Genomic DNA, 25,530 nt, shown 5'->3' with positions numbered 1-25,530 from the left:
ACGGCAGCTGCGGTAGGCGAGCCTCCGGATTGGACGGTCACGACAGTGTCTCGGGTAGGCTGGAACCGCAGACAATGCACTGCGTTGTGCTGCCCTCACTCGAAACTGGAGATTTTGTGACCGCTGACCTCGTCATCGTAGGGTCGGGCTTTTTCGGCCTGACAATCGCAGAACAGGCCGCTACTGAGCTCGGCTTGAAGGTGGTTGTCCTCGACCGCCGCCACCACATTGGTGGGAACGCGTACAGCGAAAAGGAAGAACAGACCGGGATCGAAGTGCACCGCTACGGCGCGCACCTGTTCCACACGTCGAACGAGCGCGTGTGGGAGTACGTGAACCGGTTCACCACCTTCACGAACTATGTCCACAAGGTCTATGGCGTGCACAAGGGCGAGGTCTACTCCCTGCCCATCAACCTGGCCACCATCAACCAGTTCTTCCGCGCCAACCTGACACCAGGTCAGGCGCAGGCACTGATCCAGGAACAGGCTGGCGAACTCGCCGGGACGGATCCGCAGAACCTGAACGACAAGGGCATCCAGCTCATCGGACGGCCGCTCTACGAGGCGTTCATCAAGCACTACACCGGCAAGCAGTGGCAGACCGATCCCAAGGACCTGCCCGCCGGCATCATCTCCAGGCTGCCTGTGCGCTACAACTACGACAACCGGTACTTCAACGACAAGTACGAGGGCCTGCCGACCAACGGCTACACGGCCTGGATCGAAAAGATGGCGGAACACCCGAACATCGAAGTCCGGCTCAACACCGACTTCTTCGACGAGTCGCACGAGTACAGCAAGAACAAGGTCGTCGGGAACATCCCCGTGATCTACACGGGTCCGGTTGACCTCTACTTCGATTTCGCCGAAGGCGACCTCTCGTGGCGAACCATCGACTTCGAAAAGGAAGTGCTCGACGTCGGCGACTTCCAGGGAACGTCGGTGGTCAACTACAACGACGCCGATGTGGCCTACACGCGTATCATCGAGCCCCGCCACTTCCACCCCGAGCGTGAGTACCAGACGGAGAAGACCGTCATCATGCGGGAGTTCTCCCGTGCCGCAGAAAAGGGCGACGAGCCCTATTACCCGATCAACACGCCCACGGACCGGGAACGCCTTCTCAAGTACCGCGATCTTGCTGCAGCAGAGAAGGACGTTCTCTTTGGCGGACGTTTGGGCACCTACAAATACCTCGATATGCACATGGCCATCGGCTCGGCCCTGACCATGTTCGACAACCAGATCCGGCCGCATTTTGAAGGCGGCGCCAAGCTTGAAAGTGGAGGAGTGGACGCATGAGCGAGACTGCATCGGCGAACACATGGTCAACTTTGCAGCGCGTGATCCTACCGTCCGGCGACCAGATGGACACTGTTTCGCTGTACGTTGATGCCGGAACGGCCAGCGGGATCAGGCTTCGGGAGAATGACGAACTGGCCCGCACACCCAAACTCCCGGAACAGAAGCTGCAGATGTTCAGCTCCGGCAGCCGTGAGGCGCACTTCGAGGACCTGCTGACGAGGCAGTCGATGCGTGTCCGTTCGGGTGAGCAGATGTCGTTTGGCACCTACTTCAACGCGTTTCCTGCCAGCTACTGGAAGCGCTGGACCTCGGTCCGGGACGTACGCCTTGTCGTCCGCACCAGCGGCACGGGAACTGTCACTGTGTACAAATCCAATGCGCGCGGGTCGGTTCAGCGCGTTGACGGCAAACATGTCGACGGAGACGCAACGTCTGTCTTTGACCTCACGTTGAAGCCGTTCGGCGACGGCGGCTGGTACTGGTTTGATCTGGCCGCAAGTTCCGGAGAGCTCCTGTTGGAGAACGGTGAGTGGCAGGCCGAGTCCAGCCGCGAATCCAAAGGCCAGGTCACTCTCCAGATCACCACGATGAACAAGCCTGATTTCTGCCTGAACAACGCCCGCATCCTCGCAGAGAATCCTGATGTCCTTGAGAACGTCAAGGAGATCCTGATCGTGGACCAGGGGACACAAAAGGTCGAGGCACAGGATAACTTCACCGCCGTCAAGGAATCGTTGGGCGGAAAGCTGAGGATCATCAACCAAGCGAACCTTGGTGGATCCGGTGGCTTCGCGCGCGGGATGTACGAGTCCGTTGAGAACGGCAGCGACTACGTACTGCTCCTTGACGACGACATTGTCGTGGAGCCGGAAAGCATCGTGCGGCTGCTGACCTTCGCCGACCACTGCAAGAAGCCGACCATTGTCGGCGGGCATATGTTCGACCTCTACAACCGAAGTGTGCTCCACACATTCGGCGAGGTTGTTGATCCGTTCCGGATCGTCCCGGCCCTGCCCCACGCGGACATGGAAGTACGCCACGACTTCAGCATCGCAAACCTCCGCCAGACGGCTTGGCTGCACCGGCGAGTGGATGTGGACTACAACGGCTGGTGGATGTGCCTGATTCCCACCGAGGTCATCCGGGAGATCGGTCTTTCACTGCCGCTCTTCATTAAGTGGGACGACGCCGAATATGGGCTTCGCGCGCGGGAGGCCGGATTCGCCACGGTGTCTCTTCCCGGCGCTGCTGTGTGGCATGTTTCATGGATCGACAAGGACGACCTAGTGGGATGGCAGGCGTACTTCCACGAGCGCAACCGCCTGATCACCACGCTGATCCACAGCCCCTATCCCAAGGGTGGGCGCGTACTGCGGGAATCGGTCCAGTCAGATGTCAAGCACCTGGTCTCGATGCAGTACTTCACCGAACACGGCCGCATCGAGGCCTTGAAAGACCTCTTCAAGGGGCCCGAGGACCTCCACCGGGTACTCGGCACTAAGCTGCCGGAAATCAACGCGCTGAAGGCTTCCTATCCCGACGCCCAACTGAAGGACGACGTTGATGACTTCCCCGCTCCGAAACTGGGGCGCGGACCGATGGGAGGCAGCGTCGTCGGGATGCCAAGCAAGAAGGACCTGATCCCGTGGGGCATCAAGACTGTTGCGCGGCAGCTGATCAAGGCGCCGGGTCCGGAAAGTGCCGAGCGGCCCCAGGGATATCTCGCCCACCGGGATAACCGTTGGTTCAGGGTTGCCCACTACGACAGCGTGGTGGTCTCCAACGCCGAAGGAACTGGCGCTTCGTGGTATCAGCGCGACCCGAAAAAGCTGAAATCGATGCTGACAGAAGCCACCCGCCTGCATGTAAGGCTTTTCCGCGAGTGGGATCGGCTGGCCGAGCAGTACCGCAACGCCGTTGCCGAGGTCAGCTCGATGGAGTCGTGGAAGAAGACCTTCGATGCTGCGTCGGAGGATTCAAAGTAGATGTCCGGCACCACTGACGAAATGATCCGCCCCGGCCAGGGGCGCGGCCTGCTTGACGTCTATGACCACCGGTTCCTGCTCAAGCTCCTGGTGCGGAAGGAGATCAAAGTCCGCTACCGCGGATCGGTCTTGGGATTGTTGTGGTCTTACGTTAAACCACTGATGCAGTTCCTCATCTACTTCGTGGCTCTTGGGATCTTCCTGAATCTGCAGCGCGGAACGCCCAACTACGCGATTTATCTGTTTGCCGGCATCGTGTTGGTGAACTTCTTTACCGAGTCCCTGGGCAACGCCACCAGATCCATCGTGGACAACCGGGATCTCATCAGAAAGATTTACCTTCCTCGCGAGCTGTTTCCGGTGGCCACGGTCTGGGTGTCGGCAGCGCACTTCCTGCCACAAATCGTTGTACTCATCGGGGCATGTTTGATCGCAGGGTGGACCCCCAGCGTCCTTCAGCTGGCCGCAGCCGTGTTGGCCTTTGTCTTGGTTTCAATTCTTGCAACAGGACTGGGCCTCCTGTTCAGCGCCGCCAATGTTTACTTCCGTGACTCGGAGAACATCGTCGACATGATCCTGATGGTGGTCACTTGGGCTTCACCGGTACTCTACGTGTGGACGATGGTTCAGAACGTCATGGGCTCCTGGTATTGGGTGTACCAGCTCAACCCCATGACCGTTGCCGTGGAAATCTTCCACTGGGCATTCTGGTTCCCCACCTTGAAGGAGGACCAGTTGGGGCTCGCCTCGATGCCGCCGGATCTCATGACGGTCTGGCTTCCCGTCGCCTTCCTTATTTCTTTGGCCGTGTTGTTCGTAGGGCAACTGACCTTCCGCCGCGCGGCCGTCCATTTCGCTCAGGAGCTGTGACGTGAGTGCACTCGGCAATATAGCCATCAGTTGTAGTGGGCTGCGCAAGCAGTTCGTACTCCGCCACACGCGCTCCATGAAGGAAGCTGTCGTCTGGCTGGTCAAGGGGCGCAAGGGTGACCTTTCCAAGAAGTTCATGGCACTGACGGATGTCTCTCTGGAAGTGAAGCAGGGGGAGACCGTGGCTCTGTTGGGGCTGAACGGCTCCGGGAAGTCCACTCTCCTGAAACTCATCTCGGGAGTCCTTCAGCCCGACGGCGGCACCGTCTACACCCGAGGGCGGGTTGCCGGCCTCATTGAGGTCGGCGCGGGTTTCCACCACGACCTCAGCGGACGCGACAACGTTTACCTCAACGGTGCGATTCTGGGCATGACCGAGAAGCAGATTGACGAGATGTTCGATTCCATCGTTGAATTCTCGGAGATCGGCGAGTTCATCGATACCGAGGTCAAGTTTTACTCCTCCGGCATGTATCTTCGGCTGGCATTCTCCATCGCTGTACATACGGACCCCGAGGTTTTCCTCATTGACGAGATCCTAGCGGTGGGAGATGAGCCCTTCCAGCGGAAGTGCATCGCCAAAATCAAGGAGCTGTCGGACAAGGGCAAAACCCTCTTTGTGGTCAGTCACGATCTGGACTTGGTCTCAACTGTTTGCGAGCGGGGCATTCTCCTCGAACACGGCCAAGTCATCATGGATGGCGAAGTACACGAGGTTGTGGCCGAGCTTCGGAGCCGCACGGCCGCCTAAAGTCTCGCGAAAACCTCGTTAGGAGCCGTCGCAGGCCGTGATCCTATAGAGCTTGGCTTCGCCTTGGCTGTCGATCAGTTCAACCCCCGGATTACTCTCAAGGTGTTTGAGTCCGGGCGGGGTGTGGTCCCCGCCATGAACTTCCTTGGATCCAAAGTCAAGGGCATAGTAGGCGTTTTCGTCCTTAACTGCGGCGCACACCTCAGGGTCTGAAGCCACCATTCCGAGCTCGTCGTAGATTTCCTGAAGCTCTGGAGAGACGTAGCTGAGGATGTGCAGCTGGGCGGCCTTCCGGTCACCAAGGGCGTAGGAGAGCGCTGCCCCCGTGTACGGATTTCCAAGCAGAGTGGAACCGGCAGGCACTGTCCGCTCCAGCCGCTGGATGACTGCCAACTCATCCGCGGAGACCAGCGGTGAGTCGTCACTGATTGAGTATTGCCTGGACGCCTGGGCCACTTCCTGCTGTAGCCCGCCCTGCTGTCCGAGGGCGATTGCAGCTGCCGACAGGACTGCCACTCCGGCGTAGGCCAGCAGCCGCCGGCTCCGCGAGGGCGTAACCAGGGTGGCGGTTCCAAAAAGCTTATCCACCGGCTCGCGCCAACTCCCGGCACCTATCTGGGCGACCGCCCAGGCCACTCCGACAGCCACCAGCAGCACCGCCCCAACAGGCAGGAGGGCCGCGAGGCGGTAGCTGTCGTTGTACCAGACCCCGGCCAGGAAGTTCCGGAGCGGAGAAATAGGAAATCCGGAAACTATGACAAACAATCCCGCGAAAATAATGGAACCAGCAATAACCCATGCATGTCGCTCAAGGGTACGGAAGCACGCCCACACGCCGAGGAGGACCAGCGGTGCCACCAACCAGGCCGGTGCGAGACCCATCGGTGACACCAGCAACGCTTCACCGACAGCCTGCGGGACCGTATGGTATGGACCCCAGAACGAAGCTTCTTCAGGCGGTCGAAGGTAGATCCACAGGATGAGGAAGACGATGGCGTAACCTGCCAGGGCTGTCGCAGCGGCATAGTAGCGGCGACTGTCGGTGGCGCGGGCAGCCCAGATGGCAGGGCCTGATGTGAAAACCAGGAATCCCACCATCGGGGCGGTCCAAACGAGCCACGCCATGAATGTGGTCGGATGCGATACTGCAAGGCCACAGAGGCACAGCATAAGCGCCAACGCTGTCGGCAGAACAGGCGACCGCCCAGGATCTGCCATGCCAAGGAACTTGGCTGCCAGCGCAATACTTGCGGGCAGGACGCTGATGGCGAGCAGGTTGGGGTACAAGACTCCGAAATCCATCATCAGCAGGGGGAATGCCCCAAGCGAGGCGGACGCGATTCCGGCCGCGAGAGTGGCAGTTGGACTCGGCCCCGCGATCCAACGGGCCATCAGGAGGCAACTGAGGGGCCAGAAGACCGCTGACAGGACGATACTGGTGATATTCACAGCCGCTGGGACGTCTGCCCCCGTGACTGAAGCCACGAACATTGCTACCGCGTTCCACCCTGCCGGGTAGAAGCCGCCTCCGGTCATGGCTCCGATGGTTAGGGAGGAAGCCTGGCCGGTATCTAGAGCGAATCGGACGGAGTTGAGATGGAAAACTGCGTCATATGTCTGGGAAATAGATCCGGGGGATCCAATGACCTGCAACGCCCTCCATGCAAGCAGCAACGCGGCAACAGTGAAGGCCGCGAATGGTGCCGACCGTACCAACATCGAGGATCCTCGGGCCGTGTGCTGCTGCTCGGGCCTGAGACGACTCACGAAAAATCCTGCCGTTGCCAGCAAGGCGGTGGCGACGCCGACAGCGACGACCCCAAAAGGGGCACCAAGGAACGGCGTACCCGTTGAAGTCACAACGAGGACGCCCACGGACAGGGCAGGTGCAAGCGCTAAGGCGTCAAAAGACCTGAAGCGCAGCGACAGGGCAACGGCCAGACCCGGTGTCAGCAGGAGTAGAGAGGAGAGAAAAATCTGCGGAAGGACCGGCAACCACATCTGGCTTGCTACGGCTCGAGCAGGCCGAGGAGATATTGGCCGTACCCGCTCTTGACCAAAGGCTCGGCCCGTTGCCTAAGTTCGTCGTCTGTGAGGAATCCGTTCCGCCAGGCGATCTCCTCGGGCGCGCCGATCTTGAGTCCCTGACGGTTCTCAATGGTGCGCACGAAATTCGATGCGTCGCTGAGGTCGTTGAAGGTTCCGGTGTCCAGCCAGGCCGTTCCCCGGGGGAGGATCTCCACCTGGAGCTTCCCTTTTTCCAGGTAGGCGCGGTTGACGTCCGTTATTTCGAGTTCACCCCGCGGGGAGGGCTTGAGGTTACGGGCGATATCGATGACATCGTTGTCGTAGAAGTAGAGACCAGGCACAGCGTAGTGGCTGCGGGGCTTCTCCGGCTTTTCCTCCAGGGAGAGGGCTTTGCCGTCGCCGTCGAATTCAACGACGCCGTAAGCCTTGGGGTCCTTGACCCAGTAGCCGAACACCGCACCGCCGTTGATATCCGCGTGCTTCCGCAGTTGGGTGCCCATGCCTTGGCCGTAAAAGATGTTGTCACCCAGGACGAGCGCCACCGTCTCGTTGCCGATGTGCTCAGCACCCAGGATGAACGCCTGTGCAAGGCCGTCGGGCGACGGTTGCTGAACGTACGTCAGGTTAACGCCAAATTGGCTGCCGTCGCCGAGGAGCCTTTGGAACTGCTCGGCGTCGTGCGGGGTGGTGATGATGAGGATGTCCCGAATGCCCGCAAGAATTAGGGTGGACAACGGGTAATAGATCATCGGCTTGTCATAGACGGGAACCAGCTGCTTGCTGATGCCGAGGGTGATCGGGTGTAGCCGGGATCCGGTCCCGCCGGCCAAGATAATTCCACGCATGGTCCCAATCCTCTACCAACGGAGCGTTCACAGCAAACCAGAGCCTTCCTGCGACGCTCCGGCCCGCCCCTCGCCGGCGGCAACGGGGCAGCAAGGTAGAATTGTCAGTCTGGACAACACCACGAAGGAAGCCGGGCTTGAGCACTGCTGTACTGAAACCAAACGCAATTCCAGCCCCGACTCTCGGGAGCCGGCTGGATCCACGGGCGAACAGCCTCAATCTCATCCGGCTCTTCCTTGCTTTTTTGGTGCTCCTCGCCCACAGCTGGCACGTAGTCGGGGAGGGCAATGGCTGGGGTTTCCGAGGCGAAAACCTGGGCGGCTGGGCGGTGGCTGGCTTCTTTGGTATCAGTGGCTATCTGATCACGGCGAGCAGGTTCAGCAATAGGATCGGAACCTATCTGGTCCACCGCGTGGCCAGGATTTTTCCCGCTTTCATCGTCTGCCTCGTCGTCATGGCCTTCGTCTTCGCCCCGATTGCCTACCTGGTCCAGCATGGCTCTCTGTCGGGTTTCTGGCAGACACCCACCACGCCCCTGAACTCAGTTTTTGCGAATATGGCCCTGCACATCGTCAGTTATGACATAGCAGGAACTCCTGCGAACGTGCCCTACCCGGGGGCCTGGAACGGCTCGTTGTGGACTTTGTACTTTGAATTCCTGTGCTACCTGCTTGTGGCCTTCATAGGCTTTGTCCCGCTGTTCAAGAGGACACCGTGGCCGATGATCGTTGCCTTCCTGGCCAGCGTCGCCATTTGGGCTAACATCGCCGCCCTCAAGCCTTACCTGCAGTCGAATCTGGACTTTGAGCTCGCGGCACGCCTGGTTCCGTATTTCCTGGGCGGTGCCGTGATTCAGGTCCTCAGCTCCCGGATCGGCATTCATAAGGTCGCAGGGCCCGTTTCTGTTGTTTTGGCCGCCGCCTCGATTTTCTTTGTGGACGGCTTTGGCGGCCAGCTCGCTGCCCCCTTCATCACCTATGCGCTGCTTTGGATCTCCACGTGGCTGCCGCAGCCTTCCTTCGTGGCCAAGAACGACCTTTCCTACGGCGGTTACATCTATGCGTTCCCCGTCCAGCAGTTGCTGGCAGTCTTCGGCGCCTATCACTGGGGGGTGTGGTGGTTCACGCTTGCTGCAACTGTCTGCACGGTTCCCCTCGCCGCAGCCAGTTGGTTCTTTGTCGAACGGCCAGTAATGCGCCGGGCCAAGAAGACTGTGTAGGTCCACTGCGAGATCCAAATGAGGCCGGACCTGTAGGTCCGGCCTCATTGCTTTCTGTCCGCGTTACGGCACCGGCACCAGCCTGGATGCACCACCGTGTGCCAGGAGATACCCATGCACCTGGGGGAAAAGTTCCGGGTCGACGATGGCCGTCATCGACGGATGCTCCGCCAGAATGCGCGCGATCACCTGAGGAGCCTGTGAGTAGTCCTTGGCGATGTCAACCACCTGGAAGCTGAGATCGGTCGTGGTAGAGGACGCCATGGCGCGCATACCCCAGTGCCAGCGTGCAGCCAACACCGGGTCCACGGTGCCTGCCGCCGGAATATAGATCGTCGACGCGGCCTGGGGATCGCGGGCGCTCTCGATCAGCCGATGCACGTATGCCGGAGTCGACTTTATGTGTGAGGCCTGGCTGGCAAGCTCGACGAGCGGCTTAGCTGTTGGCGGAAGGCCAACAGTCTCAAGACCCGGGACCGTGAAACCAAAGACTTGGGTAGCGGTCACGCCAAGGAGACCGAGGGCCGCCGTACGGGCGGGCTGGCGACGTGCCGGTTCGTGCCTCGGCGCCACAGGGATCAGGGTCGCCGCAGCTGCCACAGTCAATGGCCAGGCAAGGAGCAGTACCGCAATAAGGTACTTATGGAAATAGTAGGAGATTTCGCCGTTCTGCAGGCTCTGAGTGACGGCGAGCCAGATGCACAGAGCGATAGGCACGAGCAGCCCCGCAGCAGCCATGGAGACGTCGATCCTTTGCTGCTTCAATCGCAGCCAGTCCGTACGTGCCACGGCGCTCCGGTTACAGATGCCCAAAACTAGCGCCATCGCCAAAGTCACCAATGCCAGGCCGAAGTCCGGGAAGGCAATGCCGCCGGTGGCCTCCAGGATGGCCTGGCTGGAACGGATCAGCGGCGCAATCTGGAGGACGGGCAGGGCTACGCCGAGAAGGGTGATACCTGTCGCTGCCGCCGTGAGGATCCACCACCGCCGGTTGTAGCTCTTTGGGCTGCGGCCGATCACCCAAAGTTTTGCCAGGAGGACAACAGCCACCAGCGAGAGAAGCAGGAGCCAGTTGTTCGCGATACCCACTAGGCCGGCGCCCACGGCTGCCACCCCGATCACGGGGATTCGGCGCTGGAAGGTCAAGAGCGCCAGCACTGTGGCCACCGCCATTCCGCATGCCAGATAGAAGTTTGCGAAGCCTTCATAGACAGGTATGGATCCCGGGCCGTAGATCCAGGCTGCCGAGGCGACGGCAACGCCGGTGGCCATGATCGCCTGCCTCCGGCGAACCGCAGGAAGGGAACACATGCCTGCAACAACGATTAGCACGGTAAACACGCTGCAGGCGGCCTGCAGGTTGATGTAAGAAACAAGTTCGCTGTCGAGGCTAACTATTTTGGGTCGCAGGATCTGCGACACCGTCGCCAATAACGTATGGAATCCTTGCGGATACTCCCCAAAACCCCAAGCGGCGCCATCGGATGCCGTAGGAATGGTCGGAATCACTCCACCGCCACTGCGGATCATGTAGTAGATGCTGAAGTGTGAGTTGTAGTCCCACCGGCTCATCATGATGGACAAGGCGTCGGAGGCGATCCGGATCGTCAGCATCGTGTAAAGCGACAGCGCCGACATGACGGCAGCAAGGAACGGCAGGGCGTCTACCCCGCGCACATGGGGAAGCAAACGGTGGAGCCGTGGCGGGATTGAGCGTGCTGAGAGAATCCATCCGGAGAGCAGCCCGGCCAGGGTTGCTAGCAGGATGGTTCCGTGATCGATGCCGACGAACCGCTCCGGTATCCACCAAGACAACGGAATCAGGCCGGTAACGATTAACCCGTTGAAGAGGATGCGTTGTGAGAGCACTTTTGTTGTGGGGACAAGCAGAAAGAGGACTCCCGCCAGGATCAGCCCTGGTACGCCTTGGAGCAGGCCCGCTGACCGCAGGGCGATCACAACCCCACCCACGGCCATGAAGCCAGCAGCACCCATGAGATAGCGGATTGCCAGCGCTCCGGGACGGGGCCAACGGGAGGATTCCCTGAAAGCCCTGGGACGAAGCGCCTGCTGGTCTGTAACGGCTGGATTCACTGGTTGTTCCCCAATTTGTTGCGTCCCTGGCTGCCCTGGGTGCGTTGCTTTAAGTACGGCGGCGGGCGGGTCTGTTCGCGATCCTGCCCGGTGGAAAGTCTTGGTGGCTAACGGCTGCGAGGACCGGAGACGCCGCGCACGCCGTCGACAATACCACTGAGTACATTGGCAAGCCTTGCGCGGCGGCCGGGGGCGAGCAGTGTGACGATGGCAAGGTGCCGGTAGTCCGCAAGGAACCCCTTCAGCGTCCAGAGCGGGAATTTCACGCCGTACTGCCTCGCCAGGAGGATGCGGTTCCTGAAAAGGTAGTAGTACCGCCAGACGGCAGCCGTCCGGACTTTGAGAGGTTGGCCGCCAATGGAAACCTCTTTCCCCAGCACGATCGCCGCTGAAGTACTGCCCAACGAGTGTTGGAGTGCCGCCTCCGGGGCAATGATGGTCCGGAGTCCGACGGCGGTGCAGCGGAGATAGAACTCACTGTCCACGCCGTCGATAAAGAGGCTGTCCTGGAACAGCCCGAGCCGTTCAAGGACGGACGCCGGAATGAGAAGTCCCGACTGGATCGGCTCGCCGCCGAGTTCGATGCCGTTCAACTTCCCGGCGCGCCGCACGGGCAGTCCAAGGACGGCTCCTGGCCCCACCATGCCAACCGGGACATTGGCGGCCCTTGCAGCGGTCGCAGCAGCGACAAGGGAGCCAACGTACCCGGCGTCGAGTAGGGAGTCCTGATCCATGGTGAGGATGTAGTCGGGGTTCCCGGAACCCCGGAATGCAACGGCTATGCCGGCATTGAGTGCGGCGGCGATGCCGGAGTTTCTGCCCAGGCGTTCAACCGTGCATCCCAGAGTGGCCAGTTGCTCCAGGACCGGGGCTGGATCCTGTGGACTGCCGTCGTCGACAACAATGACCGTGTCCACCTGGCCGAGCAGCGCCCGGGCATTGGCCAGGACGCCGTCGTCGGGATTGAACAAGGAGACGACGGCGGCAACAGAAGGCATGTCTGGTCCGCTCGGGTCAGGCGGGCTGAACGTCGGGCTGGACGTCAATCCAATTGGCGAGACGGTCGATTCCCTGGGCGAGGTTGTACTGCGGGGTCCAGCCCAGGACCTTTTCGGCGGCCGTGATATCGGCCCAGGCATGACGGACATCGCCCTGGCGATACTGTCCCGTGACGTGCGGCTCGGGCGCGTCATAGTGTGCGGCTATGAGCTTGGCAGCAGTCCCGATGGTCTGGAATTCACCTGATCCGATGTCCATTGGTTCGGCTTGGACGGTGGGTGAGACCGCCCCGGCAACGATCGCGGAGGCTACATCATCAATCAGAATGAAGTCGCGCCGGACTTCGCCGTCTTCGTACAGGGGGATGGACTTGCCGCCCATGGCCATCCTGCAGAACAGGCTCATGATGCCCGTATAAGGGTTGATCAGCGACTGGCCTGGACCGTAGACGTTCTGCAGGCGCAGAATAACCGTTTCCACGGCATAGGCCTTTGCCCACGCCTGGAGAACATGTTCCTGGGCAAGCTTCGTGGCCCCATAAACGCTCACCGGTGCCGGGAAGGTCTCCGACGCCTTCATGGCTACGGGAACAGCGCCGGGGAAGTCCCACTGCGACTGGTCGAGGGTTTCGCTGGTCCGCTGCCCCGGGTAGAAGAGTTTGCCATCGGCGTCGGCCCAGGCGCCTTCACCGTAGACAGCCCGGCTGGAGGACAGCACGATCCGGCGAGGCAGCTTCCGGTGACGGTTCAAACCATCGAGCAGCTGTGATGTTCCGACGACATTGACGTGCGTGTGGCGCGTAGCCTCTTCCAGCGACTGGCTGGTGCCGGTTTCAGCGGCCAAGTGGATGACAACGTCGGGTGAATGCTGCGCCAGGACGGTGTCCCAGGTGCTGGCCACGGCGACGTCGGCGACGAGGAGTTCCGCGCGCGGGTCGAGTTCCGCCGGCCGTTTTCCGGAAGCGTGGATCTGCGGATGCAGGCTGTCGACGACCACTACCTGGTCGAAGGCGTCCGCCAACGAGGCGGAGATGGCGCAGCCGATGAAGCCGGCGCCGCCCGTGATGAGGACGGTGCCGCCCGGACGGGACGTCGTTTCAGGAGAAGTCACAGGGGACCTTTCGTTGCAGGCTGGTTACTTGCCGAATGAATGGCGGACGAGGGCCTTAACAGCTGTTGAATTGCGGTTGATGACTGCCTTGGGCAGCAGTGAAATCGAATGGGCCCGTGACATGAGCCTGAGCCGGGCGGAGCGGGCGGCCCGGTGCCAGCCCAGCGCTTCTGCCTGGGCGGCCGAAACGGCAAAATACTCCCTTTCGCCGGCGAACCGTGACCCATCGATCAGTTTGGTGGAGGACGCGCTGTTCGAGTGCCTTCGATACTGAAAGCACACATCTGGATCGATCAGTAGCTGGTCGCCCTTGTAGATCATGTCCATGATGAGGGCCAAGTCCTGGATGATGGGGAAGCCGTCACGGAAGTCGACCTCACGGATCTTGTCCGTCCGGAACGTCAACGAGGGCCAGTAGAGCCAGTCGCCGTGCATCAGGTTAGAAGCGATGGCCTCGCCGGATATGACCTGCTTGCCCCGGCCCCGCGGCCGGACGATCGTCTGCTTGACTGAATCAACCAGGGTGCTGACTACCTGGCTGTTTTCATCAATTACCTCAACGCCCGGCTGGATGATGGCTGCATCGGGGAAGAGCTTATGCGCGTCGAGGATCACGTCCACATAATTTGGCAACAGAACATCATCGCAGCCAAGGATCACCATGACTTCCTGCGTAGCCATCGCTACGCACGTCCGGTAGTTCTCAGTGATGCCTGCGTTCACGTCCTTGCGGACGTACTTCACTCGGGCGTCATCTATTCCGGCCATGTAGTCGGCAATCTCAGTGCTCGGGTAGGCGTCGTCCACGACGGTCAGAAGCCAGTCGCCGTTTTCCTGGGCGAGGACGCTGCGGACCGTTTCTTTCATGTAACCGGAGTCGCCCCAGTAGGGGACGAAAATATCTAGGGGCATTTAGGAATCCGAGCTTTCAGTGGGTAGGTCCAGGTGGGTCGTCGACGTGTCCGCCGAACGTGGGCTGGCTGCCCGCGGGGAAGCGCCGACGCTGGCGTGCTGCTCCAGGGCCTCCACTTGCGTCCGCAAGATGGCGACTTCCTCTGCGAGCGTTCTTGTTTCGTCCTCTACCACTGAGATCTCCCAGGAAAGGTGAAGGCAAACGCCCAGCAACATCAGGATGCTCATCGCAAACAAAAGGTTGGAAGGCACTTGCACGCCGACGTATTCGGCCACAATGTTAAGCAGTCGGGGGAAGGCTGCCAATACCAAGGTGGCTACACCGACGATCAGCCACAGTGCGGCGTATTTTTCCCGGAGCTTCTTGCGCCGGAGCATTTCGATCACGAGGGCGACGATAGCGAGAGCCAGCAGGAATGCTGCGATATTGCCCAAGGCTAGGCTCCTATGGTATCGGCGGCAATTACAGCCGGGGCGGTCGGTTTTCTTGTCAGGGCGAACAGCAGCGCGAACACCGATCTTCCGAGGTAAATGGCGGCCTTGGCAGGGTTATGACTGGGTTTCCCGCCTTGACGCGCCCGCATTTCGACGGGCACTTGCGTTACAGTGCACCCGGATCGGATGGCGACAACAAGCGAGTCGATGGTGTCGCCAAGGTACTCGGCGGGGTAGTGGTCCAAGTACTGGGTGATGGCCCGATGGTTGGCGGCCCGGAATCCGCTGGTCACGTCGGTCAGCTTGGTTTTTGCAAGTGATGAGATGACCTTGGCAAGGAGCTGCATTGCCCACTTTCGCGGTCCATTCACCTTGTACTCGCCACGGTCAGCGAAACGGGCGCCGATGGAAATATCCGCGTGGGCAAGGCCGGCAAGGACTTCATCGATGCTGCGGGGGTCGTGCTGGCCGTCAGAATCCACCTGGATGACCTGGGCGTAGCCCAAGCGACGGGCGTACTTGAACCCTGCCCGCATTGCTCCACCGACACCGAGGTTAAAAGGGAGGTTAAGGACTGTAGCACCAGCGGCCACGGCCTCCTCGGCCGTGTTGTCCGTGGATCCGTCATTGACCACCAGGACGTCGTAGCGAGCGTTGGTATGCAGGACTTCCCGAACAGTGTTGCCGACTGCTTCGGCTTCATTCCAGGCAGGCATAATCACCAGGATGCGCGGGGAGGGATTCGGTTCCATGTTGTCCAAACTATATCAATTCCAGAAAGGCTCATCGGAGATACTACGGGGGAGTCACCGCCGCGGCAGGTCAGCGGAGCAGCCGTTGTTCCAGCTCGTCCGGGATTCGGCCCGTGGTGCCGCGAAGGGCGTCCCGGAATCCGGTGACGGCAGCGTTGGCGAGCTTGAGGCGGCCTGGGCTGAACGCAAACCTCAAAAGGTGCGCTTTAAATTCCTCAACCAAGCGACGGGCCACCCATCCTGGATCCTTTAGGAGGTACCTGCGCGTCAGGAGAGTTCCGTTGCGGCAGATGTAATAGACCCGGCTGGGTGAGTGGTAGTTGTAGGAGATTTCACGTCCCAGAATCCGTACGGGCCTGCCGAACAGGGTGGAGGGTTCCCGTTCGCCCAGGTCATGTTCTATTTCACAGCCCTCACCCACCAACACAGCCAGGCCTGCTGCCCGCGTGCGCATCGTGTATTCGGAGTCAACGCCATCGATGAACAGCCCTTCCTCGAAGGGGCCAACATAATCCAGTGTCGAACGGGGGATGAGGAAGCCGGACTGCATCGGATCAAAAGGTTGAGTGAATGGTCCCTTGCCGTGAAGGACCGGAACCGGATGCCCGCTGTACTCGGAAGCTGTAATGAAGCCCACTCGATGGCCCGCCGTCAGCGCCCGGCGATAGGTGTCCAGGGCAAGCCGGACGTACTGCTCCGTCGGGGACGAGTCCTGGTCCAGCGTCAGGAAGAAGTCAGGATCCCACTGCGCACGTGCCTCGTCAATGCCGGCGTTCAGTGCGGCGGCGATGCCCGAGTTCCGCGGCTGGCGCACTACGGTGGCACCGGCATCGATCAACTCTTTCAGGACAGGGCCGGCAGTGATCGGCGAACCGTCGTCAACGACAACCACGTGACTGACCTGATTCAGGAGATCACGGACAGTGCCCACAAGTGATACTGAGGGCCCGAATGCGGCCACCACGGCAACGACCGACGGTTCGGTATCATGCTGCGTCAAGGATTGGGTCCAATCTTTCGTGGCTGAGTAGCTTCCAGCCCGGAATGAGCAGGGTGACGAATAGCACGGCTTCACTCAGCGCCATGCCCAGTGCGATCCCGGGTGCATTGCCGGCCGCGCCGGCCCAGATCATGGCCGCCACGCCGAACGCAGCGGAAACCAAAGTCCAGGTCAGGACCAGGTTTTGCCGCCCCGCGGGAATCAGCAGGTTTCGAATGAATGGCGTGCTGGCACTAAGGAAGAGGAAGGCCAAACCGAAGTAGAGGCAAAGTTCCGTGGTGGCTTGGGCCTTGCCCACAAAAAGGAGACTGCTGACGAACGGCCCGGCCAGCGTCAGGATAACCGCTCCGATCAGGCCAAGCCCGGCATGGGCGACGATGGCAGCCAGGTGGCGTTTGCGGCGGTTGGTTGCTCCGTGTTCGATCGTCCAGCCCTGGAACGCGTTCCCCAGGGCGATGACGGTGAAGAGGCCGAAGCGGTACAGCGTGTCAGCTGTGGCGAGACTTCCCGATGCCGCTGGCGATGTGCTCGCTGTCGCGATCGGGGTCGGCGTCGAAGCGTAGGCGTTGCCCGCAAGGCTGATTCCTGCGGTCCGGCCTTGGGCAGCCAGTTCACCCAACGAGGCGCGGGCGTCGGTGGGAAGCCAGCGTTGGCCCGGCGAGAATTTCCGGTGAAAGGCGACCAGTGCGATGATCGAGGCGATAGCCACTAGGGCCGTGTAGATCCAGAGCTGGCCCGTCAGCAGTAGGATCGGGGCAGCGGCGGCCGAAGCCAGGAATCGCGGAACGGTGTCGTACAGGGCCAGCAGCCGAGGCTGCCCCAACCCGATGCAGAACCACGACGGCGACATCCCCGCGAAAGCTACCGCCCAAGCCATGGCCACGGCTTCCCACCGATACGCCGGAACTGCCACGAGCGCCGTAACGACGGCCGATGCAGGCAGTACAAGGCCCAGCAGGAGAAGGCGCGTGCGGATGCTCCCCGCATAAACACGGGCACGCTCGTCCTCGCGGGTCGCGCGTGCCACCGCAACGGGGCCGTCGACATTCCAGCCCCACATCAGCACGGTAGCGGCAAACGTGCCAATTGCCTGGCCGGAGAGAACACTGGAAATGCCCTCTCCTCCGACCACGCTGGAGATCACTGGAAGCAACAAGAGCGGGGTGATCAAGGACAGCAGCGGCAAAACCGTGAACCCGGAAAGGCGCAGCAGTACGGTCTTCATTCGTTGGGGTGTCCTTGGTTTTCTGTATGGGGCTTTGTCGATCTTACGGGATGGGCGTGCCCCGCCAGCTGTCACCTACTATGGTGCAGACGACGGATCCCGCCCTGCATCGCGGCGGCGACCACTTGCCGCGATTGAAATGTGAGGCCATGACAGCCGCCGACCAGCCTGACCACCAGCCGATCCGAGCCAGCATTTGCATGGCGACCTACAATGGATCCCGCTACATCGATGAACAACTCGAATCCATCCTTCGCGAACTTGGTCCTGACGACGAAATCGTGATTGTCGACGATGCGTCATCGGACGGGACCGTGGACCGCATCCGTTCCTTTACGGATGCAAGAATCAGGCTCATTGAGGCAGCAGCCAACCAAGGCTATGTGCAGTCCTTCGAACAGGCCGCACTGGCAAGCCGCGGCAACGCCATCTTCCTCTCCGACCAAGACGACGTCTGGGTTGAAGGACGGCTGGACGCCATGCTCGAAGCACTCGAGTCAGCGGCCGTCGTCGCGTCAAATTTTGACGTCCTGGGCGGCGGTGACCGTCCCGGGATCCCCCTGCTGCAGGAATCGGACAGCGCCAGGCACCGGGCCAACCTTTTCGGAATCCTGGTCGGATATAGGGCCTACTACGGCTGTGGCATGGCGTTCCGCCGTGAAGTCCTGTCCAGTTTCGCGCCCATTCCGCCGTACTTGCGGGAGTCCCATGATCTCTGGCTGGCCATTCTGGGAAACAGCGCCGGCTCCATCAGGCACCTGGGCGAGGCAACGCTGCTGCGCAGGATCCACAACGACAACGCGACCCCCCGTGGCTGGCGTTCGTTAAGCGTGATGATGGCCGCCCGGGTGGTCCTCATAAGGCTCATGGTGGAAGCTCGGCGGAGGCTCCGCGCGTCTGCGTGACCGGCTGCGCGGAGCCTCCAGGTTCGGGCAGAGCTAGAAGTACGAGACGTCTACGCCCCGCTGAGCCAGGCTGTTGGTGAGCTGCCAGCTGTTTCCGCGCACGATGCCCACGGTGGTGGACCTGTTGCCATCCCAGTCGCCGGTGACCGGCCGGTCGGTGGACACCCCGAACGGGAGGACTTCCGACACGAGCGGCCACTGAACGCGGTTGCTCAGCCACCACACACCGTCCCGCCAAACGCCGATGCTCGTTTTTCCATTGCCGTCCCAGTCGCCGACGATCGGAGTGTCAGAGGGGACGCCGAACGCCGAGTACTCGTTGACCACCGGATAGTCGATGTTGTAATTGACCTGGAAGTTCGAATTGCGCCAGATGCCGATGCTGTCCCTGCCTGCACCGTTCCAGTCACCGACGATCGGAGTGTCAGAGCCGACGCCGAAGCCGACCACCTTGGTAATGGCCATCGTATTGATGTCATCGACCAGCCACCACACACCGTTCCTGAATATGCCGATGCCGGCCGTTCCGTCGCCGTTCCAGTCGCCAACCACTGGCTTGTCACCCGGATTCCCGTAAGGGAAGCAGCGCCGAGGCGAGAATGCCATCTGCAGGCACCAGAAGCCGTCCTTGAACCAGCCGACGTGGGCCTTGCCATCTCCGGCCCACTTTCCTGTCAGAAGTGTCGCGCCGGGAATCAGCCCGACGGGATAACTGTCAGGGGTAGCGGCGAGCTTCCGCAGTTGGTCGATGTTTCCGTTGAAAACGTTCTGGTCTCCGGGAAATGTTGCCTTGACGGTCTGCGCGGCGTTGGCGTAGTCATTCGCGTACTGCCAGATCGTGTAAGTCGACCAGCCACCCGGGACGGCAGGGCTGCTGGTGTAGTAAGAAGCCAGCCAGAGCGGGTTGGTGCTGCTGAACTCAGAGGTGTTTCCCAGGCAGTCGCGCCAGAAGTAGTAGCCCGTGTAGATCATGGCTTGCTTGCTGGTCAGGCGATAGAGCGTAGACGTAAAGTCACGCACCCAGGTGGTCAGCTGCGATGGGGTCATTCCATAGCACTTGTCTGAGCCGCCGTAGGGGTTGTCCTCGATGTCCAAGGTTGGCGGCATGGTGACGCCGTCGGCTGACCAGCCGCCACCGTTGTTCACGAAGAACTGCGCCTGGGTCGCGCCGTCGGACACACTGGGTGCGGCGAAGTGGTACGCCCCCCGGAACAGCCCGGCGGAGGTGGCGCCGCCGTACTGGGCGCCGAAATACGGGTTCCTATAGGTAGTGCCTTCAGTCGCCTTCACATACGCGAACCGGGCACCTTTGTTCTTTACTTCGGTCCAATTTACCGACCCTTGCCAGGAACTAACGTCCAGGCCCAGTGGCTGACCGACTGTGCTGGCGGGCTGTTCCGGGACCGACGGCTGGGCTGATTCCGAACTCAGGGCCTTGGCCTGAGGAGCCTGGCCTTCCGCCGACGGAGCGTTCATTCCAGCGCGCCCCATTGCGGCTTGGCCGGCCTCGGGTGATGGGGCCTGGGCCTTGGCCGCCGCTGCGGTCGGTGCTGGCGACGCTTCCGCACTCGCCGAGGGGGCCGCCGTCGTCTGCCCGGCAGGCGTGGGCTGCATGGTGGGACCGAGTGACTCAGCCACGGACGGTTCAGGGGAGGGGGCCGTCGTCGTGGGCGGCGGAGTGGGCGCCGGGGTGACGGCCACAGCGCTGGTTCCGCTTAACAACAGAGGAACAGCAAGCGCTGCAGCCAGCAGTGCTGCGCGGCGGGATTTGAGTATGGTCACGGTTGCCCCCGAGAAATCTGTTGCGCGGGGAGAACTTCCACCGTCGTCCTACTGAGAGTACCCAACCGTTACTAGTGTGACCAGTGTTATCGGAGTGAAGAATGCCACGGTCTCCAAATCGGTCGGCAAAGCGGTTGCCGGTAAGCTGTGCACCATGCAGAAACTCCTCGTTACCGGCGGCGCCGGCTTCATCGGCTCCAATTTTGTCCACTATGTCATTGCCACTACCGACAGTCATGTCACCGTTTTGGACAAGCTCACGTACGCGGGCAACCTGGAATCGCTCCGGAACCTCCCGGCGGACCGGTTGTCCTTCGTGGAAGGCGATATCGCTGATTCTTCGGTGGTGGACGGGCTCGTGGCTGACTGCGACGTGGTGGTCCACTACGCGGCGGAGTCGCACAACGACAACTCCCTGCATGACCCGCGCCCGTTCCTGGACACGAACATCATCGGAACGTACACGCTGATCGAAGCCGCCCGGAAGCACAACAAGCGTTTCCACCACATCTCCACCGACGAGGTCTACGGGGACCTGGAGCTCGATGACCCGGAGCGGTTCACGGAGCAGACCCCGTACAACCCGTCCAGCCCGTACTCGTCCACGAAGGCCGGTTCGGACCTGCTGGTGCGTGCCTGGGTGCGTTCCTTCGGGCTGCAGGCGACCATCAGCAACTGTTCGAACAACTATGGCCCGTACCAGCACGTGGAGAAGTTCATCCCGCGCCAGATCACCAACGTGATCGACGGGATCCGTCCCAAGCTGTACGGCAAGGGCGAGAACGTCCGTGACTGGATCCACGCGAACGACCACTCATCCGCCGTGCTCGCTATCATTGCCAAGGGCCGGATCGGCGAGACCTACCTGATCGGCGCCGATGGGGAGAAGAACAACAAGGACGTCGTCGAGCTGATACTGAAGCACATGGGCCAGTCCCCGGACGCCTACGACCACGTGGTGGACCGTCCCGGCCATGATCTGCGGTACGCGATCGACTCCACGAAGCTCCGCGACGAGCTCGGCTGGGAGCCGCAGTTCTCCAACTTCGACGCCGGTATCGAGGACACCATCGCGTGGTACCGCGACAACGAGGACTGGTGGCGGCCGCAGAAGGCCCAGACCGAAGCCAAGTACAAGGAACAGGGCCAGTAAACGATGACCATCGAGTTCTCGAAGAAGCTCACCGCGCACGAAACCCCGATCCCCGGCGTCGTGCTGTACGACCTCCCGGTCCACGGCGACAACCGTGGCTGGTTCAAGGAAAACTGGCAGCGGGAGAAGATGGTGGCTCTGGGGCTGCCCGACTTCCGTCCCGTGCAGAACAACATCTCGTTCAACGAAAAGGCTGGAACCACCCGCGGTATCCACGCTGAACCGTGGGACAAGTTCATCTCGGTCGCCACCGGCAAGATCTTCGGGGCCTGGGTGGACCTGCGCGAGGGTTCTTCCTTTGGAGCGGTATTTACCGCCGAGATGGACCCCAGCCAGGCCATTTTCATTCCCCGCGGTGTGGGCAACGCTTTCCAGACCCTGGAGGACAATACGGCCTATACGTACCTCGTCAACGATCACTGGTCAGCCGACGCGCAGGGCCAGTACACCTTCCTGAACCTGGCCGACGAGACGGCTGCCATCCAGTGGCCGGTGCCGCTTGACCAGGCGGAGCTTTCGGACAAGGACAAGGCCCACCCGCGGCTGGGCGACGTCGTGCCGATGCCGGCGAAGAAGGTACTCGTCCTGGGCGCAGATGGCCAGCTGGGCAAGGCCCTGCGTGAACTGTACGACGGCGATACTTCAGTCGAGTTCGCCGGCCGGAGCGACTTCGACATCACCAGCGCCGATTCCTATGCCGGGAAGAACTGGAAGAATTACTCAGCCATCATCAACGCCGCGGCATATACCGCCGTCGACCAGGCCGAGACCGAAGAAGGGCGGGCAGCTGCCTGGCGGATCAACGTCACCGCAGTCGCCCACCTGGCCCGCACCGCCGTCGAACAGGATTTGACGCTGGTCCATGTGTCCTCTGATTACGTCTTTGACGGAACGGAAGCGGACCACCACGAGGACGAGCCGTTCTCGCCCCTGGGGGTATATGGACAGTCCAAGGCGGCCGGTGATGCCGTGGTAGGCGTGGTACCGCGCCATTACATCGTCCGCACGAGTTGGGTTATCGGCGAGGGCAACAACTTCGTCAGGACCATGTCCTCCCTTGCCAGCCGTGGGATTGCACCTTCAGTGGTCAACGACCAGATTGGGCGGCTCAGCTTTACCCAGGATATTGCTGCCGGTATCCGGCACCTGCTTGAATCCGGAGCCGGGTATGGGGTCTATAACCTCAGTAATGATGGGGAGCCACAGTCCTGGGCGGACATCGCAGCGGATGTCTACAAGCTCAGCGGGGCTTCCGTCGACGACGTGACCGGCGTTAGCACCGAGGAATACTTCAGGGGCAAAACTGTTGCGCCCCGTCCGCTGAACAGTGTTCTCGATCTCAGCAGGATTAAGGCGACGGGCTTCGCCCCGGCCCCAGCTGCCGAAAGGCTGAAGGACTACCTCAAGTCTTGATCTGCCCCACATGAAAACGCCGTTGGTCTTCCGGATAGTCGGAAGACCAACGGCGTTTTTCGTAGGATGTGTTACCCGGCTGATGCTCCGATCTGCGCCGCGGCCCGACGGCGGGGGAAGAACGTGCGACCTGGAAACAGATAGCCGAACAACATATACGCCGCGACGAGAAGAGCGGCAGCGTAAATGATGGTGAGCCCTTCCCACGTCAGTGGCGGCTGCCAGCCCGGCACCGTGATCATCGTCTGCCAATTACCGTAATCGGGAATGCCGACGACGTAGCGACGCAGGACGTACAGGAAACCGTACACGTGCGCCAGGACGGCTGCTCCCAAGAACAGCCGGGTCATCGACTCAGCCGGGCGGCCCCTGGGAAAATGCCTGAACCGGAATGACATGCCGGCCGCGATTACAGCGATCAGGAACAGCGGCAAGCTGTACCGCCCTTGCCAGATGAAGCCCACGCTGGAGACCAGCGCTGCCTGCATGGCCGACGGAACAAGAACCAGCATGCCAAGGGCCACCAGGAAGCCGATCTGCAGCCGCCATCGGCGTACCAGGAACACAAACAGCAGGACAAGCATCAGCAGCATGTTCCAGAACATAAAGACGCCTTGAGGGAGGGAAGACTCCAACCATCCCATAACCCCGATGTATTGGGCCACGAAGTCAAAGGACCGGTCCAGCATGGTGAGGAACGCTCGGTACGGCTGGATGTCGCCCGTTGCGTTGGAGATCCCGAGCGGCGCCGCGCCCGCCGAAGGCGGGGCGTTCAGCATCCACACGTTCCAGAGCATCCCGAGGAACACGCCAATGGTCGTGATCCCGACCGTGAGCAGCACCAGCTTGTTGCGGAATATGGCCGTAACGTCCTTCCAGCGATAGCAGAGGAAGGCCACCACGACTGCGCACAAAAGCCAGACCAGTGACACGGAGCGCGTGTTGGCGAGGGCAACGCTGGAAAGCCCGACGGTGATCACGGCAGGTCTGACGACCGCGAGTTGGTTCGAATTTTCCAGAACCACCAGAAAACCGCAGAACGCGGCCATAGTGGCGGCAATCTCCAAGGAGTTCGGATTAATGCCGCTGGCGAGGAAGAAGACCATGGGCGTCATGCCGACGGCGGCAGCGACGATCGGCCACCTGGGGTGGCGAAGCCTGGCCAGCGCTGTGAATCCGGCCGCATAAAAAAGGGCCGAAAGCAGGGCGCTGACGATTCTCATGGCAAAGATGGCCGGGGCCCCCGACATCAACAGGCTCGGAAAGCCGACAATCCAGTAGTACATGGGGTTGTAGAGCCCGGCCGACGTGACGCCTATGGAAAGGTAATTGTCGTCTGTGGGGATACCCGGAGCGCAACCGGCGGGCTTGTCCCGCTGGAACGTGAAACACGTCTGGGACTGGAGGTTTGCGATGTAGGAGGGCACCTGGACATGTACGCCGTGGCCGAATGACTTGCCTTCTTCCACGAAGATCTGCCCCCGGGCCACGGCAGCTGCCTTGATGGTATGCACAGGTTCGTCGGGATATGCCATGAGGGGAGTTGCAAGCGACCATAGGATCATCAGACCGGCCAGCAGGCCCGCGATTCGGAAAAACGTCCCGGTTGCTGCACTCGTACGCTGCGTCTGGTCCGCCGGAGTTCCCGGGATGATGCTCCCCATATTCGCCCTTTCTGGCATAAGGTCCCCGTTCTTGCGGCCCAGCCGCGGTAAAAGGCTCATGCGGCCGCGTCGATCTCTTCAATGCGGTCCTTGGCCAGTTCCAAGGCCTCTTTGCCGGGCGAGGCGACGCCGGCGAAATAGGTTGAGTTCCCCTGACCTCCGTCGCCTACGACAAAGGTTCCCCAGGATTTCACGAGCCTGCTCAGCGATTCGTTCGCATAGCGGCCACAATAGGCTTGGTATGTAACGAGGGACAGCCCGTATCCGTCGCCGCCCATGCCAGCTGTTTCGAAAGTCACGCTGCCTCCCGGCCCCGATCCTACGGTCCCAGATCCGATCGACAGGTTCAGGGTATCGTCGTTCATCCTGACGAACCCTTTGCCGAAATCCAGGAGGGCGGTGTCAAACCGGGACCCAATGGCCGATTTTTCGAGGAAGGCGATGGAGCCCGCGGTGTTGTCCAGCTTGTCCGCGATGTCGGCGTAGCCTCGGACGGTTTCCCCTGCGGTGTCGGGCGCCCATTCCATCCCGGGCTGTCCGTCCCACGAACCTGCGGCGAGGTACTCCGTAGCCGTCTGGGTCATCACGGAGCTTTCCGTGCTGCGGACTGGGATGATCTCCTGGTTGGGGAACTCAGTTCCGGGGTTGATTCCGGTGATCGCAGGATCGTCCCATTTTGTGATGTCGCCTGAGTATATGGAGCCAAGGACACCTGTCGTCAGCTTGACGTTTTTGGCGCTCGGCAGGTTGAAAGCCACACCCAGCGCTACGACGGAGACCGGTACGGAGAACGCGCCGTCGGGTCCGCAGGACTGCCGTGACCTCGCGATGTCCTCGGCCGTAAGCGGGGCATCCACGGGCGCAAAGTGCGCCTGTCCACTGAATAGCGCGTCGAGTCCCACACCGCTGCCGTCAGGCGAGAAGTTGAGCGAAGATCCTGGGTTGTCCTTAACCCAGCCGCCCCGCCAGGCAGAGACGGAGCTACTCTGGATGCCCGTACCCACCGCTGTCAGGGAACCCCGGACCGCGGGTTCGATGGACGGGCCAGAGCATGCGGTCAACGCAGCACACAAGGCTGTG

21 protein-coding genes are annotated in these 25,530 nt (G+C 61.2%); 8 read left to right on the top strand and 13 right to left on the bottom strand.

Annotated features, from left to right (window positions below; all coding sequences use genetic code 11):
* Positions 1 to 116 precede the first annotated feature (116 nt).
* The 4 genes from glf to NG701_RS10600 are packed head-to-tail and all read left to right on the top strand — an operon-like array spanning position 117 to position 4,913.
* Positions 117 to 1,304, top strand: a complete 1,188-nt coding sequence (glf, locus tag NG701_RS10615; RefSeq protein WP_252567251.1) for a UDP-galactopyranose mutase — start codon at positions 117 to 119, stop codon at positions 1,302 to 1,304.
* On the top strand, positions 1,301 to 3,292 hold the full coding sequence (locus NG701_RS10610) for a glycosyltransferase (protein WP_252567249.1): 1,992 nt from the start codon (positions 1,301 to 1,303) through the stop codon (positions 3,290 to 3,292). Before glf ends, NG701_RS10610 begins: the two co-directional genes overlap by 4 nt.
* Positions 3,293 to 4,162 carry an ABC transporter permease gene (locus NG701_RS10605; RefSeq protein WP_252567247.1) on the top strand — a complete coding sequence of 290 codons (870 nt, stop codon included), beginning with the start codon at positions 3,293 to 3,295 and terminating at the stop codon, positions 4,160 to 4,162.
* Between the two features lies 1 nt (position 4,163).
* Positions 4,164 to 4,913 carry an ABC transporter ATP-binding protein gene (locus NG701_RS10600; RefSeq protein ID WP_252567245.1) on the top strand — a complete coding sequence of 250 codons (750 nt, stop codon included), beginning with the start codon at positions 4,164 to 4,166 and terminating at the stop codon, positions 4,911 to 4,913.
* An 18-nt stretch (positions 4,914 to 4,931) separates the two neighbouring features.
* On the opposite strand, the gene NG701_RS10595 is transcribed toward NG701_RS10600, so the two are convergent.
* Entirely contained in the window at positions 4,932 to 6,914 is a 1,983-nt protein-coding gene (locus tag NG701_RS10595; RefSeq protein ID WP_308292597.1) for a DUF6541 family protein, read from the bottom strand.
* Positions 6,915 to 6,922: 8 nt separating this feature from the next.
* Positions 6,923 to 7,786, bottom strand: a complete 864-nt coding sequence (gene rfbA / locus NG701_RS10590) for a glucose-1-phosphate thymidylyltransferase RfbA (protein WP_252567241.1) — start codon at positions 7,784 to 7,786, stop codon at positions 6,923 to 6,925.
* 137 nt (positions 7,787 to 7,923) lie between these two features.
* On the opposite strand from rfbA, the gene NG701_RS10585 reads away from it, so the two are divergent.
* Positions 7,924 to 9,006 carry an acyltransferase family protein gene (locus tag NG701_RS10585; RefSeq protein WP_252567239.1) on the top strand — a complete coding sequence of 361 codons (1,083 nt, stop codon included), beginning with the start codon at positions 7,924 to 7,926 and terminating at the stop codon, positions 9,004 to 9,006.
* Between the two features lie 63 nt (positions 9,007 to 9,069).
* Here the strand turns inward: NG701_RS10585 and NG701_RS10580 are convergent, their stop codons facing one another.
* From NG701_RS10580 to NG701_RS10545, 8 genes are all read right to left on the bottom strand, one after another.
* Positions 9,070 to 11,001, bottom strand: a complete 1,932-nt coding sequence (locus NG701_RS10580; protein ID WP_252567237.1) for a hypothetical protein — start codon at positions 10,999 to 11,001, stop codon at positions 9,070 to 9,072.
* A gap of 206 nt (positions 11,002 to 11,207) precedes the next feature.
* Entirely contained in the window at positions 11,208 to 12,098 is an 891-nt protein-coding gene (locus tag NG701_RS10575) for a glycosyltransferase (protein WP_252567235.1), read from the bottom strand.
* 16 nt (positions 12,099 to 12,114) lie between these two features.
* Positions 12,115 to 13,209 (bottom strand): NAD-dependent epimerase/dehydratase family protein, encoded by a 1,095-nt coding sequence (locus NG701_RS10570; RefSeq protein WP_252567233.1) that lies wholly within the window; start codon positions 13,207 to 13,209, stop codon positions 12,115 to 12,117.
* A gap of 24 nt (positions 13,210 to 13,233) precedes the next feature.
* Positions 13,234 to 14,121, bottom strand: a complete 888-nt coding sequence (locus NG701_RS10565) for a glycosyltransferase family 2 protein (RefSeq protein WP_252567231.1) — start codon at positions 14,119 to 14,121, stop codon at positions 13,234 to 13,236.
* On the bottom strand, positions 14,122 to 14,556 hold the full coding sequence (locus NG701_RS10560; RefSeq protein ID WP_252567229.1) for a DUF2304 domain-containing protein: 435 nt from the start codon (positions 14,554 to 14,556) through the stop codon (positions 14,122 to 14,124). It abuts the gene before it with no gap.
* A 2-nt stretch (positions 14,557 to 14,558) separates the two neighbouring features.
* On the bottom strand, positions 14,559 to 15,308 hold the full coding sequence (locus NG701_RS10555) for a glycosyltransferase family 2 protein (protein ID WP_252567227.1): 750 nt from the start codon (positions 15,306 to 15,308) through the stop codon (positions 14,559 to 14,561).
* 70 nt (positions 15,309 to 15,378) lie between these two features.
* Entirely contained in the window at positions 15,379 to 16,308 is a 930-nt protein-coding gene (locus tag NG701_RS10550) for a glycosyltransferase (protein WP_252567225.1), read from the bottom strand.
* Positions 16,295 to 17,533: a polysaccharide biosynthesis protein gene (locus tag NG701_RS10545; protein ID WP_252567223.1), complete on the bottom strand. Its 1,239-nt coding sequence runs from the start codon at positions 17,531 to 17,533 to the stop codon at positions 16,295 to 16,297. Before NG701_RS10545 ends, NG701_RS10550 begins: the two co-directional genes overlap by 14 nt.
* Before the next feature lie 200 nt (positions 17,534 to 17,733).
* Between NG701_RS10545 and NG701_RS10540 the strand changes: the two genes are divergently transcribed.
* Positions 17,734 to 18,438, top strand: a complete 705-nt coding sequence (locus tag NG701_RS10540; RefSeq protein ID WP_252567221.1) for a glycosyltransferase — start codon at positions 17,734 to 17,736, stop codon at positions 18,436 to 18,438.
* Between the two features lie 33 nt (positions 18,439 to 18,471).
* Here NG701_RS10540 and NG701_RS10535 read toward each other — a convergent pair whose 3' ends face one another.
* Positions 18,472 to 20,220 carry a GH25 family lysozyme gene (locus NG701_RS10535; RefSeq protein WP_252567219.1) on the bottom strand — a complete coding sequence of 583 codons (1,749 nt, stop codon included), beginning with the start codon at positions 20,218 to 20,220 and terminating at the stop codon, positions 18,472 to 18,474.
* Positions 20,221 to 20,374: 154 nt separating this feature from the next.
* Between NG701_RS10535 and rfbB the strand changes: the two genes are divergently transcribed.
* Both rfbB and NG701_RS10525 read left to right on the top strand, forming a co-directional pair.
* Positions 20,375 to 21,373, top strand: a complete 999-nt coding sequence (rfbB, locus tag NG701_RS10530) for a dTDP-glucose 4,6-dehydratase (protein WP_252567643.1) — start codon at positions 20,375 to 20,377, stop codon at positions 21,371 to 21,373.
* 3 nt (positions 21,374 to 21,376) lie between these two features.
* The gene (locus NG701_RS10525; RefSeq protein WP_252567217.1) at positions 21,377 to 22,786 is read left to right on the top strand and encodes a sugar nucleotide-binding protein; all 1,410 of its coding nucleotides are present in this window, start codon (positions 21,377 to 21,379) and stop codon (positions 22,784 to 22,786) included.
* Positions 22,787 to 22,857: 71 nt separating this feature from the next.
* Here NG701_RS10525 and NG701_RS10520 read toward each other — a convergent pair whose 3' ends face one another.
* Positions 22,858 to 24,351, bottom strand: a complete 1,494-nt coding sequence (locus NG701_RS10520; protein ID WP_256475766.1) for a DUF2142 domain-containing protein — start codon at positions 24,349 to 24,351, stop codon at positions 22,858 to 22,860.
* Positions 24,352 to 24,506: 155 nt separating this feature from the next.
* Complete coding sequence (locus NG701_RS10515) at positions 24,507 to 25,511, bottom strand: substrate-binding domain-containing protein (protein WP_252567213.1); 1,005 nt, start codon at positions 25,509 to 25,511, stop codon at positions 24,507 to 24,509.
* Positions 25,512 to 25,530: the final 19 nt, after the last annotated feature.

Source organism: Pseudarthrobacter cellobiosi (assembly GCF_023913815.1).
Taxonomy (GTDB): Bacteria; Actinomycetota; Actinomycetes; order Actinomycetales; family Micrococcaceae; genus Arthrobacter; species Arthrobacter cellobiosi.
Note: the sequence above shows the minus strand (reverse complement) of the source record. Positions and strands in the feature narration are given on the sequence as shown.

Excerpts from the sequence above, each read along its gene's own strand:
- rfbA (WP_252567241.1), bottom strand. The coding sequence starts at position 7,786 with ATGCGTGGAATTATCTTGGCCGGCGGGACCGGATCCCGGCTACACCCG.
- NG701_RS10540 (WP_252567221.1), top strand. The coding sequence starts at position 17,734 with ATGGCGACCTACAATGGATCCCGCTACATCGATGAACAACTCGAATCC.
- NG701_RS10565 (WP_252567231.1), bottom strand. The coding sequence starts at position 14,121 with ATGCCCCTAGATATTTTCGTCCCCTACTGGGGCGACTCCGGTTACATG.
- rfbB (WP_252567643.1), top strand. The coding sequence starts at position 20,375 with ATGCAGAAACTCCTCGTTACCGGCGGCGCCGGCTTCATCGGCTCCAAT.
- NG701_RS10580 (WP_252567237.1), bottom strand. The coding sequence starts at position 11,001 with ATGGGTGCTGCTGGCTTCATGGCCGTGGGTGGGGTTGTGATCGCCCTG.
- NG701_RS10605 (WP_252567247.1), top strand. The coding sequence starts at position 3,293 with ATGTCCGGCACCACTGACGAAATGATCCGCCCCGGCCAGGGGCGCGGC.
- NG701_RS10610 (WP_252567249.1), top strand. The coding sequence starts at position 1,301 with ATGAGCGAGACTGCATCGGCGAACACATGGTCAACTTTGCAGCGCGTG.
- NG701_RS10555 (WP_252567227.1), bottom strand. The coding sequence starts at position 15,308 with ATGGAACCGAATCCCTCCCCGCGCATCCTGGTGATTATGCCTGCCTGG.
- NG701_RS10575 (WP_252567235.1), bottom strand. The coding sequence starts at position 12,098 with ATGCCTTCTGTTGCCGCCGTCGTCTCCTTGTTCAATCCCGACGACGGC.
- NG701_RS10520 (WP_256475766.1), bottom strand. The coding sequence starts at position 24,351 with ATGATCCTATGGTCGCTTGCAACTCCCCTCATGGCATATCCCGACGAA.
- NG701_RS10545 (WP_252567223.1), bottom strand. The coding sequence starts at position 17,533 with ATGAAGACCGTACTGCTGCGCCTTTCCGGGTTCACGGTTTTGCCGCTG.
- NG701_RS10525 (WP_252567217.1), top strand. The coding sequence starts at position 21,377 with ATGACCATCGAGTTCTCGAAGAAGCTCACCGCGCACGAAACCCCGATC.
- NG701_RS10595 (WP_308292597.1), bottom strand. The coding sequence starts at position 6,914 with ATGTGGTTGCCGGTCCTTCCGCAGATTTTTCTCTCCTCTCTACTCCTG.